The following is a 22,719-nucleotide window of genomic DNA, read 5'->3' as shown; positions in this document are numbered from 1 at the left end:
GCGCACACATCAGGTGGAGGAAATACCATGACAGATTCAGCCTTCGATCCGCGCGCCCTTGCGGCCAAGCTTCGCAGCCTTCGCAACGCCGGCAAGCAGGCCTCCACCGCGGAGTTCCCGCTGCCCGGCGACCATCGCCAGGCCATGGATGCGCAGAATTTCCTTTCGGCCGAGGAAGGCATTCGCAGCAATGCCTGGAAGGTCGCGATGCCGGCGGACAATCAGCCGGTAACGGCGCCGCTGCATCCCTATGTCGAAGCCGTATCGGGCGCGAAGCTCCCCTGGGTCGCGGGCATGAAGTACGAAGCGGAGATCGCGGTGCGCCTCGGCAAGGATCTGCCGATCCGCAGCGGCGGCAAATACACCCGCGCCGAGATCGCGGATGCCGTTGCTGATGCCTATCTCGGCGTCGAGCTGTCGTGGACCGCGGTCGCCGAGGGCAACAAGATTTCTCCGCTGCTCTTCCTCGCAGACCGCCTTGCCAATCTCGGCTATGTGCTCGGTCCGGCGCTGCCGCGGTCGATCCTCGATACCTGCACCGGCACGCCGCTGAAGGTGACACTGAACGGCCAGCCGATCTATGATGCGACGGCCCAGCATGTGAAGGTCGATGTGCTCACCTGGCTGGCCGATTATGCCAACGACACGTTCCGGCCGGACAGCTCGCTGCGTTCCGGCGCAGTCATCACCACCGGCTCACTCTGCGGCGCGATCGAGCTTGCCTCGGGCGGCGAGCTCGACACGACGCTCGGCGATGCCAGGATGCACCTGTCGCTGACGCAGTAATCAGTCCCTGTTGCGGAACATCTCGATGATGGCGGAAAAGTCCTTTCCGCCATTGCCGAGCTTTTCGAACAAGGCATAAAGCTGCGCCGCCTCGGCGCCGAGCGGTGTCGATGCGCCGCTCGACAGTGCTGCCTCCTGCGACAGCCGCAAGTCCTTCAGCATAAGGGCCGCAGCAAAGCCCGGCTTGTAGTCATTATTGGCAGGCGATGTCGGCACCGGCCCCGGAACCGGGCAATAGGTATTGATCGACCAGCACTGGCCCGACGAGGTCGAGGCGACATCGAAGAGCGCCTGATGCGAGAGACCGAGCTTTTCGGCAAGCACGAAGGCCTCGCAGACGCCGATCATTGAAATGCCAAGGATCATGTTGTTGCAGATCTTGGCGGCCTGCCCCGCTCCCGCCTCGCCGCAATGGACGATCTTCTTGCCCATTGCCTCAAGGATCGGCTTTGCCTTGGCGAAGCTCTCGTCTGATCCGCCTGCCATGAAGGTCAGCGTTCCCGCCGTCGCCCCGCCGGTGCCGCCGGAGACCGGCGCATCGAGCGAAAGGCAGCCCGCCGCCTTGGCGAGATCATGCGCCTTGCGCGAACTCTCGACATCGATGGTCGAGCAGTCGATGACCAGAGATCCCTCTGCCGCTGATTGCAGGATATCGGCCCAGGCGGTCAGCACATGCTTTCCCTGCGGCAGCATGGTGACGATGATCTCGGCATCCTTGACGGCCTGGCTGGCATGGCTGGCGGGCTTCACGCCGCTCTCTTCCGCCGCCTTCAGCACCGTCGCTGCGAGGTCGAAACCGGTCACCTGATGGCCCGCCTTGACGAGATTGGCAGCCATCGGGCCGCCCATATTACCGAGGCCGATGAACGCGATCCGTGCCACTGGTGTCTCCTATCTGTTGTCTTCGAGGATCATGGCCGCCGCTTTTTCGGCGATCATGATCACAGGCGAATTGGTGTTTCCCGACGTGATCGACGGCATGATCGAGGCATCGGCGATCCGGAGCCGCCCTAGCGCCCGCATCTTCAGCCGCGGATCGACGACGCTCTCGCGATCGCCGCCCATCCGGCAAGTGCCGACGGGATGGAAGATCGTCGTGCCGATGTCGCCCGCCGCCTGCGCCAGCTCCTCATCGCTCCGGTAGGACGGGCCGGGCTTGAACTCTTCCGGGCTGAAGCGTGCGAAGGACGGCTGCGCCACGATCCGCCGCGTCAGCTTTATCGATCTGACAGCTATGTCGCGATCGCGTTCCGTCGAGAGGTATTTTGGCGCGATCGTCGGCTGCATGGCGAAATCCGGGCTCGACAGGTGCACCGAACCGCGGCTTTCCGGCCGCAAATTGCAGACGCTCGCCGTGATAGCCGGGAAGGCGTGGACGGGATCGCCGAACTTGTCGAGAGAGACCGGCTGCACGTGATATTGCAGATCGGGCGTCTCCTTGTCCGGCCCCGAACGGGTGAAGATGCCGAGCTGGCTCGGCGCCATCGCCATCGGCCCGGAGCGGCGCACGAGATATTCAAGCCCGATCGCCGCCTTGCCGATCAGCTTCGTCGCCTTCTCGTTCAGCGTCGGAACACCGGTTACCTTGTAGGCCAGCCGCAGCTGCAGGTGATCCTGCAGGTTCTCGCCGACACCCCTCACTTCGCTGACAACGTCGATGCCTGCATTCTGCAGCACGTCGCCGCGGCCGATGCCCGATAGCTCTAGTATATGCGGCGTACCGATCGATCCGGCGGAGAGAATCGTCTCCTTCGACGCATAGGCCTGCCTGGGCGTGCCGCCATGCTGGAAATCGACGCCGGTGACCACGCCATCCTCGATCAGCAGCCGGCGCACCTGCGCCTTGGTCATGACCTTGAGATTGCCGCGCTTCATCGCCGGGCGGAGAAAAGCCTTGGTGGCATTCCAGCGGATGCCGGAGCGCTGGTTGACGTCGAAATAGCCGGAGCCCTCGTTGGTCCCGCGATTGAAATCCTCGGTGACGGGAATGCCCGCTTCCTTCGCCGCCTGCTGGAAGGCATCGAGGACCGCCCATTTGACGCGCGCCTTCTCGACCCGCCATTCGCCACCAGCACCGTGCATCTCGTTCTTGCCGCGGTAGTGATCCTCCGACTTGCGGAAGAAGGGCAGCACGTCGTCCCAGCTCCAGCCGGGGCAGCCCATCTGCCGCCAGAGATCGTAGTCGCGGGCCTGGCCGCGCATATAAATCATGCCGTTGATCGACGAGCAGCCGCCGAGCACCTTACCGCGCGGATAGTTGAGCGCCCGGCCATTCAGCCCGTCCTCGGGCGCCGTCGTGAAGCACCAGTCGGTGCGCGGGTTGTTGATGCAGTAGAGATAGCCGACCGGAATATGGATCCAGTGGTAGTTGTCGTTGCCACCGGCCTCCAGCAGCAGGACGCGGTTGTTGCGGTCCTCAGACAGGCGGTTGGCGAGCACGCAGCCCGCGCTGCCAGCGCCGATGATGATATAGTCGTAGCGATCCATCTTCAGCACCGGCCGCTCAGCGGCGATAGACAAAGCCCAGCTTGCGGCCGATCCGCGACGCGTAGAACTCACCGATAATACCACGGCGGAAAATCAGCACGCAGACCATGAAGACGACACCGGTGATGATCGTGACAGGGAATTCCGAGGTTGCGAGATAGTTCTGCAGCGTCACCACGAGCCCGGCTCCGAAGATCGGCCCGATCAGCGTGCCGATGCCGCCGAGCAGCGTCATCAGGATCACTTCGCCCGACATCTGCCAGGCGACATCGGTCAGCGTCGCGAATTGGAAGACGAGCGATTTGACCGCCCCCGCAAGTCCGGCAAGCGCCGCCGACATCACGAAGGCACCGAGCTTGTAGCGCGCCACGGAATAGCCGAGCGATACGGCGCGCTGCTCGTTTTCACGGATCGATTTCAGGATCATCCCGAAGGGCGAATTGATGAAGCGCCAGATGATCAGGAGGCCGATTATGAAGACGGCGAGCACGAAGAAATACATGTTCGTCGAGTCGTTCAGGTCGATGAAGCCGAGAAGATGCCCGCGCGGGACAGACTGGATGCCGTCCTCGCCCTCGGTGAACTCCGCCTGCAGGCAAAAGAAGAAGAACATCTGCGACAGCGCCAGCGTGATCATCGCGAAGTAGATGCCCTGCCGGCGGATCGCTATGTAGCCCATCACCAGCCCGAGGAACGCCGCGCCCGCGACACCGACGAGAATGCCGAGCTCCGGCGGCAGGCCCCATTCCTTCACCGTATAGGCGGTGAAATAGGCTGCACCGCCGAAGAAGGTCGCGTGGCCAAAGGAAAGCAGCCCGGTATAGCCGAGCAGCAGGTTGAAGGCACAGGCAAAGAGCGCGAAGCACAGCAGCTTCATCAGGAAGATCGGGTAGAAGAAAAACGGCGCCAGCAGCAGAAGCAGCAGGCCGATGACCAGGAACCCGGCCTGGACCGATAGTGCGGTGCGGCTCTTTTCCGTGCGGATGGTTTCGGTGATGTCAGTCATGTCACGCATCCCGGCCGAAGAGGCCCGCAGGCCGGATGAGAAGGACGATCGCCATGATCACGAAGATCACGATATTCGACGCCTCAGGATAGAAAACCTTGGTCAGGCCCTCGGCGATACCGAGCACATAACCTGTGATGATCGCCCCCATGATCGAGCCCATGCCGCCGACGACCACGACGGCAAAGACGACGATGATGATGTTCGAGCCCATCAGCGGCGAGACCTGGTAGATCGGCGCCGCGAGCACACCGGCAAAGGCCGCCAGACCGGCGCCGAGCGCGTAGGTCAGGGTCAACAGCAGTGGAACGTTGACGCCGAAGACCTGCACCAGCGTCGTGTTTTCGGTGGCGGCACGCAGATAGGCGCCGAGCTTGGTCTTCTCGATCAACAGCCATGTGCCGATGCAGATCACCAGCGAGACGATGACCACCCAGCCGCGATAGATCGGCAGGAACATGAAGCCGAGATTCGTGCCGCCGGCGAGTGCTGCTGGCGTCGCATAGGGCTGGCCGGAGGAGCCGTAGAGATAGCGGAACGTCCCCTCGATCGCCAGCGCCATGCCGAAGGTGAAGAGCAGGCCGTAGAGCGGATCGAGATCATAGAGCCGCCGCAGGAACAACCGCTCGATGACGGCCCCGAACAGGCCGACGATGACAGGCGCCAGGATCAGCGCCGGCCAATAGCCGATACCGCCATAGGCGAGCATCAGATAGGCGACGAAGGCGCCGAGCATGTATTGCGCGCCATGGGCGAAGTTGATGACCCGCAGCAGGCCGAAGATGATGGCGAGGCCGAGGCTGAGCAGCGCGTAGAAGGAGCCGTTGATCAGACCGATCAGCAGCTGGCCGAGGAATGCCTGGAGGGGGATGCCGAAGATCATGGTCATGGGGCGATCTCCTCATTTCTGTGGGATGAAATGCCCTCTCTGGCCTGCCGGCCATCTCCCCCACGAGGGGGGAGAAGACTCGCGGCGCACGCTCGCGTCAATCGGATGTCGGCGGTGCGGCGAAGTAAGCCCCTCCCCCTTGTGGGGAGGGGTTGGGGAGGGGTCTTGATCAGGAACGCAACCATACCCTAAACCCCCAAAACCTTGTGCAGCGTATCCATCCGCTGCGGCAGTTCGCCGACCGGGAATTCCGACACCACCTGCCCATGATCCATCAGATAGAAGCGGTCGGCGATGCGGCTGGCGAAGCGGAAGTTCTGCTCGACGAGCAGGATCGTCATGCCGCGCTGTTTCAGCGTCTTCAGCACCTCGCCGATGCGCTGGACGATGACGGGCGCCAAGCCCTCGGTCGGCTCGTCGAGCAGCAGCATCTTCACGCCGGTGCGCAGCACACGGGCGATCGCCAGCATCTGCTGTTCGCCGCCGGAAAGCTTGGTGCCGGAGCTTGCACGCCGCTCATAGAGGTTCGGAAAGAGCTCGTATATCTCGTCGATCGTCATCCCGCCTTCGGCGACGACGGGCGGCAGCAGCAGGTTTTCGGAGACGGTCAGCGTCGAGAAAATGCCGCGCTCCTCGGGAACGAAGCCGATGCCCTTATGCGCTGTCTTGTGCAGCGGCACCTGCATCATGTCGGTTCCGGCAAAGCTGATCTTTCCCTTTCGGGCACGGACGATGCCGGTGATGGTGCGCAGCGTCGTCGTCTTGCCGACGCCGTTGCGGCCGAGGATGGTGATTGTCTCGCCCTCGCCGACCGTCATGTCGATGCCGTGCAGGATGTGGCTTTCGCCGTACCAGGCGTTCAGCCCCTGAATTTCGAGCAGCGCCGCCATCAGCCCTCCTCCGAGCCCATATAGGCCTGGCGGACGCGCGGATCCTGGCTGACCGTCGCGTAATCGCCCTCGGCGAGGATCTCGCCTCGCTGCAGCACGGTGACATGCTGGCAGATATTGGCGACGACAGAGAGATTGTGCTCGACCATCAGCACGGCGCGGTCACGGGCGACGTCGCGGATGATGGCGGAAACGACGCTGACATCCTCCTGCCCCATGCCGGCCATCGGCTCGTCGAGCAGCAGCACCTTGGGATCGAGCGCCAGCGTCGTGGCGATCTCCAGCACGCGCTTGCGGCCATAGGAAAGATCGGCGGCGATCGCGTCGCGCTCCTTGGAAAGACCGACGCTCGCTAGCAGTTGCTCGGCCCGGCCGGTCAGCTGATCGAGCGCCGAAAGCGGCCGCCAGAACTGCGTCGACAGATTGTTCGGGCGCTGCAGCGCGACGCGCACATTGTCGAGCACGGAAAGATGCGGAAAGACCGCCGAAATCTGGAAGGAGCGCACGAGCCCCATGCGCGCCACCCGGTCGGGGGGCGTCTTGGTGATATCGGTACCCATCAGCGTAATCGTGCCCGCCGTCGGCTGCAGGAACTTGGTGAGCAGGTTGAAGACCGTGGTCTTTCCCGCCCCGTTCGGGCCGATCAGCGCGTGGACACTGGCATCATGGATATCGAGATCGACATTCTTCACCGCGGTGAAGCCGCCAAAATCCCGTCTCAGACCGCGGGCGGAAAGAACCACCCGCGGCTTCGTGTCAGTCACTGGTGCGGAAACCGCCATGGATCACTTCACCAGATCGCAGCCGCTCTTGGCGGGATCGATGTAGGCTTCCTTGCCGGGAATGGTGGCGAGCACGTTGTAGTAATCCCACGCCTCCTTGCTCTCCTCAGGCTTCTTGACCTGCAGCAGATACATGTCGTGGATCATGCGGCCGTTGGCGCCGACTGTGCCGCCGCGGCCGAAGACGTCGTCGACGGGCATTTCATGCAGCTGCTTGGCAACGGCTTCCGTCTCGTCTGTGCCGGCCTTCTGCACGGCCTTCAGATATTGCAGCACGGCGGAATAGGTGCCGGCATGGATCATGTTCGGCATCTTGCCGGTGCGGTCGAAGAACTTCTTGCCGAATTCGCGGCTCTTGTCGTCGAGGTTCCAGTAATAGCCTTCGGTCAGCGTCAGACCCTGCGCCGCCTCAAGGCCGAGACCATGCACTTCAGCGAGCGTGAAGAGCAGAGCCGCAAGCCGCTGGCCTCCCTGGACGATACCGAATTCGGCCGCCTGCTTGATGGCGTTCGCGGTATCGAGCCCGGCATTGGCAAGGCCGATGACCTTGGCGCCAGAAGACTGCGCCTGCAGCAGGAAGGACGAGAAATCCTGGCTCGACAGCGGGTGGCGCACCGAGCCGACGATCGTGCCGCCATTCGCCTTGACGAAGTCGCCGGTCTGCTGCTCCAGCGAATAGCCGAAGGCATAGTCGGCGGTCAGGAAGAACCAGCTGTCGCCGCCCTGCTTGACGAGCGCGCCGCCGGTGCCGACTGCGAGAGCATGTGTGTCATAGGCCCAGTGGAAGCCGTAGGGGCTGCAGGCCTTGCCGGTCAAGTCGGTGGTCGCAGCACCGGTAACGATATCAATCTTTTTCTTTTCCTTGGCGACGGCCTGGACGGCAAGCGCCACCGAGGATGTCGTCAGCTCCATGATCGCATCCACTTGCTCGGTGTCATACCACTGGCGGGCAATGTTCGAGGCGACGTCGGGCTTGTTCTGGTGGTCGGCATCGACGATCTCGATCGGCATGTCGAGCACCTTGCCGCCGAAATCCTCGACCGCCATCTTGGCGGCCTCGACCGAAGACTTGCCGCCGAAATCCGCATAGACGCCGGACTGATCGTTCAGAATGCCGATCTTGACCTTGCCGTCGGAAACCGTCGCGCTCTGCGCGAAGACGGCCGTGCTGCTTGCCAAAAGAAATGCAACGGATGCAATGAAGCTCTTTCGCATATGTCTCTCCTCCCAGAGATTGGCAGATTGCGAGTCTGTTCAAATTTGACGAGCCGTCCTCCTCAAGACAGCCACTCAACGCCCACGATCACGGAATTTTTCCGATGAGGCAACCAAGCGTTTACAAATAATTCCAAACAGTATCTGTTCATTTTTGCACAGAACCGTACCAAAAGCACTGAATCCGGCCTCGTGGCAGCACGCCGCCGCAGCCGGCATTAGACCAAAGGCTAAGACCGATACGGAGCCGAATGACCAATTCCTCGCAGTTTACTTGGGACGACCTGCAGTTTTTTCTAGCGGTGGCCAGAACCGGGCAGCTGTCGACGGCGGCGCGGCAGTTGCGGACCAGTCACGCGACGGTGTCGCGGCGGATCGACCGGCTGGAATTTGCGCTGAAGGTGAAGCTGTTCGAGCGTAATCCGCGCGGATACGTGCTGACGGCGATGGGCAACCGGTTCGTCGAGACCGCCGAGAAGATGGAGCAGGAGACGGAGCGGCTGCGCGCCGATCTTGCCACCGGTGCGATGGCGCAGCGCGGTGTCGTGCGCCTCAGCGCGCCTGAAGGCTTTGCCAATTTCTTCTTTGCGACCGTGCTGCCGCAATTTGCGGAGCGGCATCCGCATCTGTCGCTCGAGCTTGTCACGATCCAGCAGATCATGTCGCTGTCGCGCAAGGAGGCGGATATCAGCGTCGTGCTCGATGAACCGAAGGGCGGCCCCTACTATGCCGAGAAGCTCACCGACTATCATCTGCAGGTCTATGGATCGCGGGATTATCTCGACGCCAGCGCCCCGGTCTTGAGCCGCGAAGATCTGCTGTCGCATCCGTTCATCAGCTATATCGAGGAGATGATCTTTGCCCCGGGCCTCGACTACCTCGGCGACGTCCACCCGCGCATCCGGCCGCAATTCCAGAGCTCCAGCATTTTCGCGCAGCTGACGGCGACGCGTAACGGGCTGGGGCTGTGCGTCCTCCCGTATTTCTTCGCCAGCCGCTATCCGGAGCTCGAGCGCGTGCTGCCCGACGAGGTGGATCTGACCCGCAGCTACTGGATCACCTGTCATCAGGACCTGAAACAGGCGCCGCGCGTACGCGCCGTGATCGATTTCCTGCGCGAGGCCGTGACCTGGCCGGATGCCCGGTTCATTCCGCCCTTTGCCGTGCAGGCCGGGCGCAAGAGCGGCTGATAGTTTGGCGTACCGGCGAGGCCGTCAGGCGGCTTGCCTGCTGCCTGACAGAAGGCGCATGATGAGGCATCGTTCGAGTCTATTTGCCCCATGAATTCAGAACCGGATATTGCCATCATCGGAGCGGGCGCCGCGGGCGTCGGCGCAGCAAGAAGGCTTGCGGCAAGCGGCCTCTCGGTTTCCGTCTTCGAAGCCCTGCCCCGCATCGGCGGCCGTGCCTGGACGTTGCAGACTTCTGTCGCCGCGATCGATCTCGGTTGCGGCTGGCTGCATTCCGGCGACCGCAATCCCTGGACGCGGATTGCCGAGGAAGCCGGGATTTCAGTCGATCGCAAGCCAAGCGCCTGGCACCGGCAGGATCGCGACTTCGGCTTTCCGCAGGCCGATCGTGAGGCCGCCCGCGCCGCCTTTGCCCGCTGGAGCGAACGTGTCGCCGATGCGCCGCCGCCAAGCGATTGCGCCATCGACGTGGTGGAGCCCGGAGAACCGTGGCTCGCTTATCTGCAGGCGCTGAGCGGCTATATCAGCGGCGACGAGCTGGAGCGAATTTCCGCGAAAGACTATGCCGCCTATGACGAGGCCTCGACGGAGTATAACTGGCGGGTCGAGACCGGCTACGGCGCGCTTGTCGCCTCGACCATGCCGGCGTCGGTGGAACTGCATGTCGGGACGCCGGTGCAGTCGATTGCGCTCGATGGAAGCCGGGTGACTGTGCAGACAGCGCAGGGCGCTGTGAGGTCGAAGGCTGTCATCATCGCCGTCTCCACCAATGTGCTTGCGGGTGGCTTTATCCGGATGCCCTCGCCGCTCGATCCGTGGCGCGAGGCAGCGGCAAAACTGCCGCTCGGCAATAACGAGAAGCTCTATTTCGAAATAACCGGCGGCAACAGCTTCGAAGCCGAGAGCCATGTCCTCGGCAATCCGCGCGATCCGAAGACCGGCACCTATTATATCCGCCCCTTCGGCAAACCCGTGATCGAGGTCTTTCTCGGCGGAGCCGGAGCCCGCGCCGTCGCAACCGATCCGGACGGTGCTTTCCCGCATGCAATGGATGAACTGGCGGCGATCTTCGGCTCAGGTATCCGCAAAGAGTTGCGCCCGCTCGCCGCCTCGGAGTGGACGAATACGCCCTCGATCCGCGGTGGCTACAGCCACGCCCTGCCCGGCCAGGCCAATGCCCGCCTCGAGCTGGCAAAGCCCTATGACGGTAGGGTATTTTTTGCCGGCGAAGCAACGCACCAGACGGATTTTTCGACGGCCCACGGCGCCTATCAAAGCGGGCTTCGCGCCGCCGAAGAGGCGCTGCAGGCACTCGGCCGGTAGAGCCGTTTACCCCCAATTGCAACCGGTAGAGCTTTGTGCCACGCTGGCTTTGCCGTTTCGGCATCCGCAGAGGAAGGGGACCCTCGCATGCTTCTATTTCTTGCATTTTTGATTGGGATCATTGCCGGCCTTCGGGCCATGACAGCACCTGCCGCCGTCGCCTGGGGCGCGGCGCTTGGCTGGTTCGACGTATCGCAGACCCCGCTTTCCTTCATGGGCTACAAGTGGACACCGTGGATCTTCACGGTGCTCGCCGCCGTCGAGCTGATCACCGACCAGCTGCCGACGACGCCGAGCCGCAAGGTGCCGATGCAGTTCGGCGCCCGTATCATCATGGGTGCGCTGACCGGCGCCACGATCGGCGCTTCCGGCGGTTCGCTCGTAGGCGGCCTGATTGCCGGTGTGGTCGGCGCGGTCGTTGGAACGCTGGGCGGTGCCGCTGCCCGCGGCAAGCTCGCGGCCATCTTCGGCAAGGATACGCCGGCTGCCCTCATCGAAGACGCGGTCGCCATCGTCGGCGCCGGCCTCATCATCTCGGCCGTCGCATGAAGACCTATGACGCCATCTTCATCGGGGCCGGTCAGGCCGGCCCCTTTCTTGCCGCCCGCATGGCCGAGAAGGGCATGAAGGTGGCGCTGATCGAGCGCAAATATCTCGGCGGCACCTGCGTCAATGCCGGCTGCATGCCGACCAAGACGCTGGTCGCGAGTGCGCGCGCCGCGCATGTGGCACGCACCGGCAGCGACTATGGCGTCAAGATTTCGGGTCCGATCGGGATCGACATGAAGGTGGTGCGCAAGCGCGCCGAAACCGTGACGATGAACGCCCGCAACGGGCTGACCGGCTGGTTCTCCGGCATGAAGACCATGGAGGTGATCTATGGCCACGCGACATTCACCGGCGCCAGGACCGTCGAGGTCAATGGCGAGGTGCTGACTGCGCCGCAGATCTTCCTGAATGTCGGCGCCCGGCCGACCATTCCGGATTTTCCGGGCCTCGCCGATGTCGATTACCTGACCAGCACCTCGATCATCCAGCTCGATACCCTGCCCCGCCATCTCCTGGTGATCGGCGGCAGCTATATCGGCTTGGAATTCGCACAGATGTATCGCCGCTTCGGCTCCGAGGTGACCGTCATCGAGCGCGGCCCGAAACTCGCGTCCCGCGAGGACGAGGATATCTCCGATGCGATCGAGGAAATCATCACCTCCGAAGGCATCGCCGTTCATACCGGAGCGGAGAACATCGCTTTCGCCAAGGCGGGTGACGGTATCGCCGTCTCGATTTCCGGCAAGCCGGATATCAATGCCAGCCATGTGCTCGTCGCCACCGGCCGCACGCCGAATACCGGCGATCTCGGCCTCGACAAGGCGGGTATCGTGACCGACAAACGCGGCTTCATCACCGTCGACGACCGGCTGATGACCAATGTCGAGGGCATCTATGCGCTCGGCGACTGCAACGGCCACGGCGCCTTCACGCATACGTCCTATAACGACTTCGAGATCGCGGCCGCCAATCTGCTTGATGGCGGCGACCGAAAGGTTTCGAGCCGCATTCCGGCCTACGCGCTCTATATCGATCCGCCGCTCGGCCGTGCCGGGATGACGGAGAAGCAGGCGCGCTCTTCCGGCCGCAAGGTCGCCGTCTCGAAACGGCCGATGACCCGTGTCGGCCGCGCCAATGAACGCGGCGAGACCAAGGGCTTCATGAAGATCGTCGCGGATGCGGAAACCCAGGAAATCCTTGGCGCCGCCTTCCTCGGCATCGAGGGCGACGAGGCGATCCACGGGATCATCGACGCCATGAATGCCGGGACGACCTATCCGGTCCTGCAATGGTCGGTGCCGATCCATCCGACCGTATCGGAGCTCATTCCGACGATCATCGGCGATCTCAAGCCTGTTTGACCAAACAGGTCATCTGACGCCGTTTCCGGACTTGCATCCTTGCTGAAATTGGATTTATCTCGCGCTGTTCTCAGGGCGGGGTGCAATTCCCCACCGGCGGTATCGGGGAAACCCGGAGCCCGCGAGCGCTTCCGCAAATGGAAGGTCAGCAGATCCGGTGAGAGGCCGGAGCCGACGGTATAGTCCGGATGGAAGAGAGCATGCAGGCAGCACCTTTCCGCGCGAGAGGTGCGCAGTGCTGTTCGCCCAAGGGAGAATTGGGCCGCTTCGCGGCTCGACGCAACCGCCAGAAATGGCACCCTTGAAAGGCAGAGACATGACTATCGCAACCAAACCCCAGGGCATCAAGATCGCCGTCGTGCGTGCCCGCTGGCATGCCGGTATCGTCGACCAGTGCGTGAATTCCTTCGTTTCGACGTGGCAGGCGCAAGGCGGCAATGCCGCCGATGTCGAGATCTTCGACGTTCCCGGCGCCCTTGAAATCCCGCTTCACGCGCAGACGCTCGCCCGCACCGGCAAATATGCCGCGGTCCTCGGCTGCGCCTTCGTCGTCGATGGCGGTATCTACCGGCACGATTTCGTGGCGGGCACCGTTCTCGATGGCCTGATGCGCGTGCAGCTGGATACCAGCATCCCGGTTCTCTCCGCAGTGCTGACGCCGCATCACTTCCAGGAAAGCGAAGCCCATATCGAGTTCTTCATGAACCACTTCGTGATCAAGGGCCAGGAAGCGGCTAACGCCTGCAGGGCGATCCTCGAGGCACGCAGCAACCTGGCGGTCGCCGCGCTCTGATCGGATGAAGCGCGCGCCGGAAATGGCACCGGCGCGTTGGCTCTTGAGCAAAGTCAGCCTGAAGCCGGGCGCGGGGTTTTCTCGCGGCCGGCAGCCGGAGCAGTGCTCGTCAGCGTCTGGCCGTGGAAGCGGCTCAACTGACCGGTGACGTCTTCGGCGATCTCGCTTTCCGTCCGCGCCGCATCCCAGCCGAGAGCTGCGGCGGCAATATCGGCGATTTCTCTCAGCCCCTCGATCGTCAGCCGCCCCTCGATCGCCAGCGTCGTGCGGCGAAGCACGATATCGGCGAGGTGGACGACAAGCTCGTTTCTGGCGATCCAGTCAATCTCCCGGAAGCTTTGGCGCGGGGCGCCTGTCAGTCTCGTCTCGTCGGAATGAACCGAAGCGAATGTGAGGATCGGCGCAGCCGTCGTGCCGTAGCGGCCCAGCAATTCGTCGGCGCGTTCGATAGAAACGTTGCCCTTCGATGCGAGATCCTTGATCCAGTGTCCACGCTTCTCACCATCGGCAGGAAAGCCCTTGCCGCCGCCGATCGCCAGATAGCGCGTCGATTCCCGGCGGTCGCGCTGCAGGCGGGAGATAACGGTATCGGCGACTTCTTCGGCAAAGCCGCGGAACGTCGTCCACTTGCCGCCGACCAGCGAGACGATCGGGAACGGGCGATTGCCTTCAGGTTCCTTCACCGGTGCGGAATGATCGCGGCTGATCAGGCCCGGTGCCGTCGCATCCGAGGCGGGCAGCGGGCGGATGCCGCTATAGCTGTAGACGATCTGGTCGCGGTCGAAACGCAGCGTCGGCAGCAGCGAGCGGACGCTTTCGAGGAAATAGTCGGTCTCCGGCTCCTCGCAGAGGACGTTGTCTGGGTCATCCGCCGGAATATCGGTCGAGCCGACCAGCGCCAGACCGAGATAACTGTAGACGAGACAGATGCGGCCGTCGTCGGCCTCGAAATAGATCATGTGGCCGTTCAGGCTGCGAACGAGTTCAGGGTGATCGAGCAGGATATGCGATCCCTTGGTGCCGCCGATCAGGTGTGACGGTGCGCCCAGCGCGGTATTGACGTGATCGATCCAGGGGCCAGCCGCATTGACCACAAGCTTCGGCTTCACGGCGAAGCTCGACCCGTCAGCCTGCCGGAATGTCAGCCGGCCCTCCTCGACGGAATCCAGTGTCGTGAAATTGGCGGCCAGACTTTTCGGATTGGCATCGCAGCCATCCTTGACCAGCTCATAGACAAGCCGCTCCGGGCGGCTAATCTTGGCGTCGTAATAGATGCCGCCCGCGACGATCGCTGGCGTGACATGCGGCATTTCCTTGCGCGCCTGCCGCTTCAAGATCAACCGGTGCTTCGGCATGACGCGATCGCGCGAGCCGAAGAAATCGTAGAGGCCGAGGCCGATCTTGATCAGCACGGCCCCGCGGCTGCGCGGTGCCGTCTTCGAGCCAAACAGCGTGCGCAAGGCCGCCCAAATGCCGCGCGTCCAGGAGAAGACCGGTATGAAGGTCGGCAGCGGCTCGACGCAATGCGGCGCGTTTTTGAGAAGCAGATTGCGCTCCAGCGTCGATTGCGCCACGAGGCCGAATTCGCCGGTCTCCAGATATTTCAGGCCGCCATGGATGAGGCGCGAGGGTGCGGCGCTGGTGCCGGAGCCGAAATCGCCCTTGTCGATGATCAGGCAATTGACGCCCTGCGCCGAGAGATCGCGGAAAAGTCCGGCGCCATTGATGCCCGCCCCGATGATCAGGACGTCGATATCGCCCTCTCCAAGGTTTGAGAAGCGCTGCTGCATGTCGGCTGTCATGGTCGTATCCTAAATCGCCGGTGGGAGCACCGGCATTCGTCTTGTCAGTTTGCCGCGTTTACGGGTGCGAGGCCGGCAATCTTTGGCCAGAGCGGCGTCATCGCCTCGGCGATTTCGCGGAACACCTGGTAGCGCTTCTCGTAATCGGCGCTGCGTACCGCATCCGGTTCGCAGGTCCTGGCGATGCTTGCTATGTCACGGGGATCGGCTTGCGGATCGGCATAGATTCCGGCGCCCGATCCGGCGCAAAGCGCCGCACCCCAGGCCGCTGCCTCATCGGTCTCGGTCACAGTCACGGGCATGCCGAGCACGTCGGCAAACATCTGCACCACGGTCGGATTGCGCGACACGCCGCCTGCGAGCCGCGCCCGATCGAAGGAAAAACCATCGCGCAGCGCATCGACATGGATACGGTGATTGAAGGCGATACCTTCGAGGACGGCGCGCAGCATGTCGCCGCGATCGTGCCAGCCGCCAAGACCGAAGAAGCTCGCGCTGGCTGCGGCGCCATAGGGCGAACCGAAGAGATAGGGGTGGAAGAGCGCGGTCGACGGGCGCTCGAAGGCCGCGTCGATTTCCGGCGCCAGCAGCGCGTGGATCGCGCCGCCCTGTGCCCGCTCGCCGGCGCAGAGCGTATCGAGAAACCAGTCGTAATTCGCGGTCGAGGCCGGCGAGATCGACATGCTGTTCCAGATGCCGGGCGCAATGCCGTTGCGGCAGAACCACCGCCTGTCGACGCGCGGCTCGGAAGACAGCGTCTCGTTGATCGAATAGGTCCCGGCGATGACGGCGACGACGCCCTGCCCGTATCCCCCAGCGCCTAGCGCCGAGGCGGTGACATCATGCAATCCGGCGACGACCGGCGTGCATTCGGCAAGGCCGGTCCGTAGCGCCGCCTCGCGTGTTACCCGCCCGACGATCTGGTCGGAGCGGGAGGCCGGCGGCAGGGCGTGAACGAGCGCTTCGAGACCGAAGAGCTTCAGCGCGTCCTGGCTATAATCCTGCGTGCGCACATTGGTGAAGGAGGTGCTGGCCTCGGTACGGTCGGTGCCGATGATCTCGGTGAGGCAGAAGCGCAGCCAGTCCTTGCAGCTGATGAAGTGGCCGATCTGCTGAAACCGCTCCGGCTCGTTTTCACGAATCCAGGCGAGCAGTGCCGAGGGCGCCGAGACATGCGGAATCTGGCCGGTGAGCTCGATCGAGGCATCCGCCACCTCGCCCTCCCATCGATCGACGATCTCCCCTGCCCGGCTGTCGAGCGAGAGAACGGCGCGGCCGAGCGGCTTCTGGTCGTGATCGAGGAGATAGATGCCATCGCCATGCGCCGTGGCGGAAATCGCCTGGATGTCGTTCGCCGGCCTGCCGCTCAGCGCAATCGCCTCGCGGATGGCATCGGCGGTCGCCGTCCAGAGCTCGTTCATATCGCGCTCGATATGGCGCGCCTTCGGCATGAACTGAGTGACGCGGCGCCTGCTGACTGCGAGCGGCGTGCCGTCGATATCGAAAATGACGGCCTTGGTGACCGTCAGGCCACTATCGATCCCGAGCAGACTCGGCATTCGCCCTTACCTCGTTTGTGCAACGGGCAAGCCACCTTACGAGCGCCCTTGGGCACCCCGGGCAACCACCACGTTGATATCCTTGGACCGCATGCGGTCGATATGCACGGGATTGGTCTTGTCGTCGACGATGACGACATCGAACTCGTCCAGTGCTGCGAAACTGTGAAGTGCCCGCCGTTCGAACTTGGTGTGATCGGCAAGCAGGATACGTTTGACGGAACAGTCGAACATGGCGCGCTTGGTATCGACGGTCTCCGGCGATTGATGCAGCACCGTGCCGTCGCTGATCGCCGACATCGAAATGAAGGCAACGTCCGCGCGCAAGCCTTTGATTTCGCTGATTGTCATGCGGCCCATGAAGGCGTTGCACCAGTTGTAATATTGCCCGCCCAGCGCCAGCAGCGTCACGTCGTGCATGCCGGTCAGCGCATTCATCAACGTCAGCGAATTGGTGATCGCCGTGACGGGAACCCTGGACGGCAGATGCGTCGCCATCTGCAGAACGGTGGTGGAATCGTCGAAGAAGATCGCCTGGCCGGGCTCGACGAATTGCATCGCCGCCTCGGCGATCAGCTTCTTTTCGCTCGCCTGGCGGTTGGAGCGGTAAACGTCGCTTGATTCGATGAGATTGGTGGCGGCGGCCGTTACGATGCCGCGCGTTTTGCGAAACAGCCCGCGGCTGACGAGTTCATCGACATCGCGATGCGCCGTCATCAGGCTGATACCGAAACGGTCGGTCAGGTCTTCAATCCGCATCGAGCCTTCACTCATCACGGCCTCTGCGATCATGCGGCGGCGCGCGATCTGGCGCGTCTGCCGGCTGTCGCTCGTAAGCTGCTCCAACAGATCTTCGCCCTGGCTGGTCTTCTGTGTCACGGGTCACCCCTGTCGCTGAATTCTGGATACCAGCTTCGTACAGTGATTGCCGTGCCAAGGCAAAATGGCGAAACGGAACGGGCGGCTTATACCGCGGGCAACCGTTTCAGGCATGCGGGGAGCCGGGCGGGTGGATGCCGCCCGGCCTGGAGAGCGCCCTTGCGGGCGCCTCGACCGATTACTGCTCGAGAACGAACGGACCGGTGTACTTGTCGACATTGTCCTTGGTGATCAGCAGGCAATCGAAGAGCTGCTTTTCGCTCTTGGCGCCGGTGCTACCGTTCTTGATGACATTGTCGGCCTGCTTGACGGCTTCTTCGGAGAAGATCGCCACCGGCTGGAGGACGGTGTACTGCAGTTCGCCGGCCTTGATCGCGGCAACAGCATCCGGCGAGCCATCGAAGCCGCCGACCTTGATGTTGGCGAGCTTGCCGGCTTCCTTCAGTGCTGCGATGGCGCCGAGAGCCATTTCGTCGTTGCCGGAGATGACGCCGACGATGTCAGGATTTGCCTGCAGCATGGACTGCATCTTGTTGTGACCCTTGGTGCGGTCCCAATCGGCAACTTCCTTGGCAACCTTCTTCAGGTCCGGGTACTGCGACAGCACGGTTTCATAGCCGTTCGAGCGCGTTGCGGCGTTGTTGTCGGAGGGAGCGCCGAACAGTTCGGCATAGTTGCCCTTGTCGCCGACAGCTTCGACCCACTGCTGCGCACCGAGGGCCGCGCCCTGGGCGTTGTTGGAAACGAGCTGCGCCTTCGCCAGGCCTTCCTGGTTGATTTCAGCGTTGACCAGGATAACCGGGATACCGGCGGCAACAGCCTTCTTCACCGCGCCAACGGAGCCGTCAGCGTTTGCCGGGTCGAGAATGATCGCGACCGACTTGTTGGTGATGGCCGTGTCGATCAGGTTGCTCTCTGTGTTGGTGTCACCCTTGTGCGCGCTGACCGAAGCCGTGTAGCCGAGCTTCTCAGCGGTTGCCTTGGCAACGTTGCCTTCCGTCAGCCAGTAGGGGTTGGACGGGTCGTTGACGATGATCGTCATCTGGCCTGCTGCCCAGGCGGTGCTGACGAGGATCGGTGCGACAGCCGCGGCGGCCAGAAGAATGCGCATGCCTTTCTTAAACATAGTCTCTCTCCCATTAGTGAGCTCAGTTGGTGCCGATGATCCGGCGGTGCTTTCCCCAATCGGCCTTTGCGCCAGAGGCCTGCCGTCGTGGATAAGTTCGGTTTCAGCCGTCAGGACGATTTGACCCGGCGGCCGTATTGGATGCTGTTCATCAGGACGGCGAGAACGATCACCGCACCGGTAAAGACGGTCTGCCAGTAGGCGGAGACGCCGATGATCACGAGGCCATCCGACAGGAAGCCGATGACGAAGGCGCCGAGCATGGTGCCGCGCACCGTGCCGCGTCCGCCCGTCAGCGCCGCGCCGCCGATGACGACAGCTGCGATCGCCGTCAGTTCGTAGGTGGTGCCCGCCGTCGGACCTGCGGAGGTCAGCTGCGAGGACAGAACCAGGCCGGCGATTGCGGCGCAGACGCCCGAAAGCACATAGACGATGATCTTCACACGCTTGACCGGAACGCCCGAAAGGTCGGCAGCGCGCTCGTTGCCACCCGATGCATAGAGCCAGCGGCCGAAGGCAGTACGGCTGAGCACGATACCGCAGACGATGGCGAGGACCGCGAGAACGATGACGCCGATCGGTACGCCGCCGAGACGGTTGAAGCCGAGCCAGTCGAAGCCGGTATTGCCGAGTTCCGGACGGCCGCCGAGATTGTTGTAGGTCAGGCCGTTGGTCATCAGGAGGGCGATGCCGCGAGCGACGTAGAGGACGCCGAGCGAGGCGACGAAGGCGGGCACCTTGAGATAGGCGACAAGCACGCCGTTGACCGCGCCGACCACGGCGCCGAGCGCGCAGGTCAGCACCACGACGGCCCAGACCGGCGGATAGAGGATGACGCCGAAATAGCTGAGTGTGACGCCCTGCATCAGGAAGCCGGCGATGCAGCCTGCAAGCCCCAGCGTTGAGCCGACCGAAAGGTCGATGCCGCCGTTCAGGATGACCAGCAGCATGCCGATCGCCAGGATCCCGAAGATCGCCACATGCGAGGCCATGATCAGGAAGTTGTTGAGGCTGAAGTAATAGGGAGACAGGAAGGAGAAGACCGCGATGATGACGATCAGCGCGAAGAACGCGCGTCCTTCCAGGATCAGGCGCACGATATTGGTGTTCCGCTTCTGCCCGTTCGAAACTGACTTCTTCTCGGTGACGTTTGTGACTGACATAATCAGTGCTCCATAATTCCGGGCTAGTGCGCGACCATGGATTCGCCGGAGGCGGCCATGATCTTTTCCTTGGTGACGTCAGAGCTGAACTCTGCCGAAATGCGGCCGCGGTGCATGACGATGATGCGATGCGCGATGCTGAGGCATTCGTTGACTTCCGAGGTCGAATAGATGACCGCGAGGCCCTGCTTGGCGCGCTCAGCGAGCAGCTTGAAAACTTCGGCCTTGGCGCCGATATCGATGCCGCGGCTCGGTTCGTCGAGCAGGATGACCTTCGGTTCCGTCGCCAGCATCTTGCCGATTACGACCTTCTGCTGGTTGCCGCCGGAGAGCGAGCCGATTGCCGCCTCGCCGCCATCGGTCTTGACGTGCACGCGGCGGATCGACTCGGTGACGAGATCGCGTTCGCGGCGGCCGGATGTGAAGAGGCCCTTGGTGAAGGCGCCGATGCTGGCAAGCGACAGATTGGAGCCGACGGTCATGGTCTGCACTAGGCCGTCGCGCTGGCGGTCTTCGGGAACGAGGACGAGGCCGCTTTCGATACGCCCGGCAATGCTGAGGGCGCCGACATCCTGCCCTTCGAGCAGAACGCGGCCGCCGCTGGAGCGCAGCCGCCCGGCGACGCATTCCAGAAGCTCGGTGCGCCCTGCCCCCATCAGTCCGTAGATGCAGACCACCTCGCCGGCCCGCACCTTCAGCGACATGCGATCGACAGCGTTATAGGCGGCACCCGAGGGACCGGGAACGGTCAGGCCCTCGATCGACAGCGCCACTTCGCCGAACTGGTGTCCTTCGGGCGGGCTGCCGAGATCGAAATTGTCGCCCACCATGTTGCGGACGATCCATTCGAGGTCGATATCCTTGCGCTCGGCATAGGCAGTCATCGTGCCGTCGCGCAGGACGACGGCGTGGTTGGTGATCTGCAGCGCCTCTTCGAGGTGATGCGAGATATAGACGATCGAGACGCCGCGGCCTGTCAGGTCGTGGATGACCTTGAAGAGAACTTCGACTTCGGTGGCGCTCAGCGCCGAGGTCGGCTCGTCCATGATCAGGATGCGGGAATTGACCGAGAGCGCGCGGGCGATCTCGACGATCTGCTGCTGGCCGAGGCGAAGGTCCTCGACACGCGTCAGCGGATCGATGTCCTCTTCGAGCTCTTCCATCAGCGCCCGGGTCTGGCGCTCTTCCTCGGCGAAATCGACCATGCCGCCCGTGATGATCTCGCGGCCCATGAAGATGTTGTCGCGAACGCTCAGATTGGGGGCGAGACTCAGTTCCTGGTGGATGATCGAGATGCCGCACTCGCGGGCATGGGTCGAGGATGCGAAGCTGATCGGCGAACCGTCGAGAACGATTTCGCCGGAGGTCGGCTGCACCACGCCCGAGAGGATCTTCATCAGCGTCGACTTGCCGGCACCGTTCTCGCCGAACAGCGTCGTCACCTGGCCGCGATGAATATCGAAGTTCACGCCCTTGAGCGCGTGAACATTGCCATAGGACTTGGCGATGTTTCGGGCGGCGAGCACAACCTCGCCCTGGGTTCCGGGATTGCGCAGCGGCTGGCTCATTTGACCTCGACCTTCACCGGCGTGATCAGCCAGTTCTTCGGGTTGATGAGCTTAAAGACGCCGACGACGGTCGCGGTTTTACCGTCCAGCTGATCCGGATCGAGACCGGAAAGCACGGTCTTCTTCATCTCGTTGTTGATGGCCGATCCGGCATCCTGATACTGGATCTGGTTGGTGAACTGGCCGAATTCGATCTCGCCGGTGGCATCGCGGAGGTCCGTGCCGTTGACCGCGGGACCGGTCTGGACACGGACCACCGTCTCGGGAGGCAATCCGTCGATCTTCATTTCATTGGTGTTCGACTTGCGGGCGCCGAAGGTGCCGGTCAGCGTCACGGGAATGACCGGGCCGGTGCTCGTTGCCGTGCCGTATTTCTCGCTCGCCGCCTTCTTGTTCGCGGCGATCGCGGTTGCCAGTTCGGCGGCTGCGACGGCGCGCTGCTCGACATTGGCCTGGATCTTCGGGAACTGCTCTGTGCCGAAAGTCTCAGGCGAAAAGGCCTGCTGCCGGACATCGTTTGCCGAGCCGATCTTCACGACCGTGGTGTCGAGCGCCATGGCGCCGATGACGACGACCGCGAATGCGGCGCTGACGATGAGCTTCAGATTGCCGCTGCCGGGCTTGGGGGCTGCATAATCGGGCTGTGTACTCATGTCGTGACGGCCTTTGTCCAGGAGATGGTGAAGCGGAGGGGCTGGGTGCGATTACGATCGGAGCCGTGCCGCGGCACGACGGCTGGCCGGCTGAAGAACCGGCGGGCAGTCCGCGACGACGCAGGGCGCGATGAAAATCAGCATTGGAAGCCTCCTCAGAGAGCCGGCGCCTGTCTCCTCCAATCGCCGGAACCTGCAATCTCCATCCGGAAGTGAGCTTCCGTGATAGAACTGTGTTATTTATGCCGGAAACAATGTTATGAATTTTAACAGATGTCAACGGCCCTTTTATCAGTACATGCTTGCCTAATCAGACTCTCACATGGTTTTTATCGCGCTGCATCGCAGCAAACTGATGTGGCAGGCGCACAAAAAGCCCAAAGTCGTGACGTTCAGTAAGTATCTGTATATAAATGAAAAATAAGAATTTCTATCAGCTATATGCTGGCTGATCGTGCGCTCATCGAGACTTGGCCGGAGCCGACGCTCTAAATTCCTATGTCATCCATTTTATCTGAAAAATTTTTCATGACCAGAAAAATCTTGCTGGCAATGTGATATCTTTATGTTATGTTTTGCGATGAGGCCTATGGGAGGTTTCGGCAAATATTCGATCCGGCATTTGCAGAGGCCGCGGCTTGCCGCTGGCGGCATGCGGATCAAATGATGCGGCTGGGGGATTGTTCCCTCGTGAAAGG

General features: G+C 62.7%; 20 protein-coding genes and 1 riboswitch. Of the genes, 6 read left to right on the top strand and 14 right to left on the bottom strand.

Annotated features, from left to right (window positions below; genetic code table 11):
- Positions 1-27 precede the first annotated feature (27 nt).
- On the top strand, positions 28-786 hold the full coding sequence (locus ABIE40_RS24835) for a fumarylacetoacetate hydrolase family protein (protein ID WP_199628090.1): 759 nt from the start codon (positions 28-30) through the stop codon (positions 784-786).
- On the opposite strand, the gene mmsB is transcribed toward ABIE40_RS24835, so the two are convergent.
- From mmsB to ABIE40_RS24800, 7 genes are all read right to left on the bottom strand, one after another.
- A complete protein-coding gene (gene mmsB, locus ABIE40_RS24830) occupies positions 787-1,668 on the bottom strand; it encodes a 3-hydroxyisobutyrate dehydrogenase (protein ID WP_199628091.1) in 882 nt (293 codons plus the stop codon). It abuts the gene before it with no gap.
- 9 nt (positions 1,669-1,677) lie between these two features.
- Entirely contained in the window at positions 1,678-3,273 is a 1,596-nt protein-coding gene (locus ABIE40_RS24825) for a GMC family oxidoreductase (RefSeq protein ID WP_199628370.1), read from the bottom strand.
- Positions 3,274-3,289: 16 nt separating this feature from the next.
- Positions 3,290-4,279 carry a branched-chain amino acid ABC transporter permease gene (locus ABIE40_RS24820; RefSeq protein WP_199628092.1) on the bottom strand — a complete coding sequence of 330 codons (990 nt, stop codon included), beginning with the start codon at positions 4,277-4,279 and terminating at the stop codon, positions 3,290-3,292.
- A gap of 1 nt (position 4,280) precedes the next feature.
- Complete coding sequence (locus ABIE40_RS24815; RefSeq protein WP_199628093.1) at positions 4,281-5,168, bottom strand: branched-chain amino acid ABC transporter permease; 888 nt, start codon at positions 5,166-5,168, stop codon at positions 4,281-4,283.
- 188 nt (positions 5,169-5,356) lie between these two features.
- The gene (locus ABIE40_RS24810) at positions 5,357-6,058 is read right to left on the bottom strand and encodes an ABC transporter ATP-binding protein (RefSeq protein WP_199628094.1); all 702 of its coding nucleotides are present in this window, start codon (positions 6,056-6,058) and stop codon (positions 5,357-5,359) included.
- Complete coding sequence (locus ABIE40_RS24805) at positions 6,058-6,840, bottom strand: ABC transporter ATP-binding protein (RefSeq protein WP_112720571.1); 783 nt, start codon at positions 6,838-6,840, stop codon at positions 6,058-6,060. Before ABIE40_RS24805 ends, ABIE40_RS24810 begins: the two co-directional genes overlap by 1 nt.
- Positions 6,841-6,843: 3 nt before the next feature.
- On the bottom strand, positions 6,844-8,055 hold the full coding sequence (locus ABIE40_RS24800; protein ID WP_199628095.1) for an ABC transporter substrate-binding protein: 1,212 nt from the start codon (positions 8,053-8,055) through the stop codon (positions 6,844-6,846).
- A 251-nt stretch (positions 8,056-8,306) separates the two neighbouring features.
- Here ABIE40_RS24800 and ABIE40_RS24795 point away from each other — a divergent pair, with 251 nt between their 5' ends.
- The 5 genes from ABIE40_RS24795 (at position 8,307) to ABIE40_RS24775 (ending at position 13,271) form a co-directional block, all read left to right on the top strand.
- Positions 8,307-9,245: a LysR family transcriptional regulator gene (locus ABIE40_RS24795; protein WP_199628096.1), complete on the top strand. Its 939-nt coding sequence runs from the start codon at positions 8,307-8,309 to the stop codon at positions 9,243-9,245.
- A 90-nt stretch (positions 9,246-9,335) separates the two neighbouring features.
- A complete protein-coding gene (locus ABIE40_RS24790; protein ID WP_199628097.1) occupies positions 9,336-10,568 on the top strand; it encodes a flavin monoamine oxidase family protein in 1,233 nt (410 codons plus the stop codon).
- A gap of 87 nt (positions 10,569-10,655) precedes the next feature.
- Entirely contained in the window at positions 10,656-11,117 is a 462-nt protein-coding gene (locus tag ABIE40_RS24785; RefSeq protein ID WP_199628098.1) for a DUF4126 family protein, read from the top strand.
- Positions 11,114-12,478: an FAD-containing oxidoreductase gene (locus ABIE40_RS24780; protein ID WP_199628099.1), complete on the top strand. Its 1,365-nt coding sequence runs from the start codon at positions 11,114-11,116 to the stop codon at positions 12,476-12,478. The genes ABIE40_RS24785 and ABIE40_RS24780 overlap by 4 nt, the downstream gene beginning before the upstream one ends.
- Positions 12,479-12,540: 62 nt before the next feature.
- Positions 12,541-12,682, top strand: a riboswitch (FMN riboswitch).
- Between the two features lie 112 nt (positions 12,683-12,794).
- Entirely contained in the window at positions 12,795-13,271 is a 477-nt protein-coding gene (locus ABIE40_RS24775) for a 6,7-dimethyl-8-ribityllumazine synthase (RefSeq protein ID WP_112710987.1), read from the top strand.
- 53 nt (positions 13,272-13,324) lie between these two features.
- On the opposite strand, the gene ABIE40_RS24770 is transcribed toward ABIE40_RS24775, so the two are convergent.
- The 7 genes from ABIE40_RS24770 to ABIE40_RS24740 all read right to left on the bottom strand — a co-directional run bounded on the left by ABIE40_RS24770 (position 13,325) and on the right by ABIE40_RS24740 (position 22,021).
- Positions 13,325-15,073 (bottom strand): glycerol-3-phosphate dehydrogenase/oxidase, encoded by a 1,749-nt coding sequence (locus tag ABIE40_RS24770; protein WP_354541138.1) that lies wholly within the window; start codon positions 15,071-15,073, stop codon positions 13,325-13,327.
- Positions 15,074-15,117: 44 nt separating this feature from the next.
- Complete coding sequence (locus tag ABIE40_RS24765; protein ID WP_199628101.1) at positions 15,118-16,632, bottom strand: FGGY-family carbohydrate kinase; 1,515 nt, start codon at positions 16,630-16,632, stop codon at positions 15,118-15,120.
- 36 nt (positions 16,633-16,668) lie between these two features.
- Positions 16,669-17,511, bottom strand: a complete 843-nt coding sequence (locus ABIE40_RS24760; RefSeq protein ID WP_130281252.1) for a DeoR/GlpR family DNA-binding transcription regulator — start codon at positions 17,509-17,511, stop codon at positions 16,669-16,671.
- A 178-nt stretch (positions 17,512-17,689) separates the two neighbouring features.
- Entirely contained in the window at positions 17,690-18,637 is a 948-nt protein-coding gene (locus ABIE40_RS24755) for a D-ribose ABC transporter substrate-binding protein (RefSeq protein WP_112710991.1), read from the bottom strand.
- Between the two features lie 110 nt (positions 18,638-18,747).
- Positions 18,748-19,800: an ABC transporter permease gene (locus ABIE40_RS24750; RefSeq protein ID WP_112710992.1), complete on the bottom strand. Its 1,053-nt coding sequence runs from the start codon at positions 19,798-19,800 to the stop codon at positions 18,748-18,750.
- Positions 19,801-19,823: 23 nt separating this feature from the next.
- Positions 19,824-21,368, bottom strand: coding sequence for a sugar ABC transporter ATP-binding protein (locus ABIE40_RS24745; RefSeq protein WP_199628102.1), 1,545 nt, complete (start codon positions 21,366-21,368; stop codon positions 19,824-19,826).
- A complete protein-coding gene (locus ABIE40_RS24740; RefSeq protein WP_199628103.1) occupies positions 21,365-22,021 on the bottom strand; it encodes a DUF2291 family protein in 657 nt (218 codons plus the stop codon). The genes ABIE40_RS24745 and ABIE40_RS24740 overlap by 4 nt, the downstream gene beginning before the upstream one ends.
- Positions 22,022-22,719 lie beyond the last annotated feature (698 nt).

The organism is Rhizobium sp. OAE497 (assembly GCF_040546565.1).
Taxonomy (GTDB): Bacteria; Pseudomonadota; Alphaproteobacteria; order Rhizobiales; family Rhizobiaceae; genus Rhizobium.
This window is presented reverse-complemented; position numbering and strand designations above follow the sequence as displayed.

Coding starts and splice junctions, on each gene's coding strand:
- ABIE40_RS24755 (WP_112710991.1), bottom strand. CDS start 18,637: ATGTTTAAGAAAGGCATGCGCATTCTTCTGGCCGCCGCGGCTGTCGCA.
- ABIE40_RS24795 (WP_199628096.1), top strand. CDS start 8,307: ATGACCAATTCCTCGCAGTTTACTTGGGACGACCTGCAGTTTTTTCTA.
- ABIE40_RS24770 (WP_354541138.1), bottom strand. CDS start 15,073: ATGACAGCCGACATGCAGCAGCGCTTCTCAAACCTTGGAGAGGGCGAT.
- ABIE40_RS24780 (WP_199628099.1), top strand. CDS start 11,114: ATGAAGACCTATGACGCCATCTTCATCGGGGCCGGTCAGGCCGGCCCC.
- ABIE40_RS24835 (WP_199628090.1), top strand. CDS start 28: ATGACAGATTCAGCCTTCGATCCGCGCGCCCTTGCGGCCAAGCTTCGC.
- ABIE40_RS24810 (WP_199628094.1), bottom strand. CDS start 6,058: ATGGCGGCGCTGCTCGAAATTCAGGGGCTGAACGCCTGGTACGGCGAA.
- ABIE40_RS24800 (WP_199628095.1), bottom strand. CDS start 8,055: ATGCGAAAGAGCTTCATTGCATCCGTTGCATTTCTTTTGGCAAGCAGC.
- ABIE40_RS24745 (WP_199628102.1), bottom strand. CDS start 21,368: ATGAGCCAGCCGCTGCGCAATCCCGGAACCCAGGGCGAGGTTGTGCTC.
- ABIE40_RS24765 (WP_199628101.1), bottom strand. CDS start 16,632: ATGCCGAGTCTGCTCGGGATCGATAGTGGCCTGACGGTCACCAAGGCC.
- ABIE40_RS24785 (WP_199628098.1), top strand. CDS start 10,656: ATGCTTCTATTTCTTGCATTTTTGATTGGGATCATTGCCGGCCTTCGG.
- ABIE40_RS24820 (WP_199628092.1), bottom strand. CDS start 4,279: ATGACTGACATCACCGAAACCATCCGCACGGAAAAGAGCCGCACCGCA.
- ABIE40_RS24740 (WP_199628103.1), bottom strand. CDS start 22,021: ATGAGTACACAGCCCGATTATGCAGCCCCCAAGCCCGGCAGCGGCAAT.
- ABIE40_RS24790 (WP_199628097.1), top strand. CDS start 9,336: ATGAATTCAGAACCGGATATTGCCATCATCGGAGCGGGCGCCGCGGGC.
- ABIE40_RS24825 (WP_199628370.1), bottom strand. CDS start 3,273: ATGGATCGCTACGACTATATCATCATCGGCGCTGGCAGCGCGGGCTGC.
- ABIE40_RS24805 (WP_112720571.1), bottom strand. CDS start 6,840: ATGGCGGTTTCCGCACCAGTGACTGACACGAAGCCGCGGGTGGTTCTT.
- ABIE40_RS24815 (WP_199628093.1), bottom strand. CDS start 5,168: ATGACCATGATCTTCGGCATCCCCCTCCAGGCATTCCTCGGCCAGCTG.
- ABIE40_RS24775 (WP_112710987.1), top strand. CDS start 12,795: ATGACTATCGCAACCAAACCCCAGGGCATCAAGATCGCCGTCGTGCGT.
- ABIE40_RS24750 (WP_112710992.1), bottom strand. CDS start 19,800: ATGTCAGTCACAAACGTCACCGAGAAGAAGTCAGTTTCGAACGGGCAG.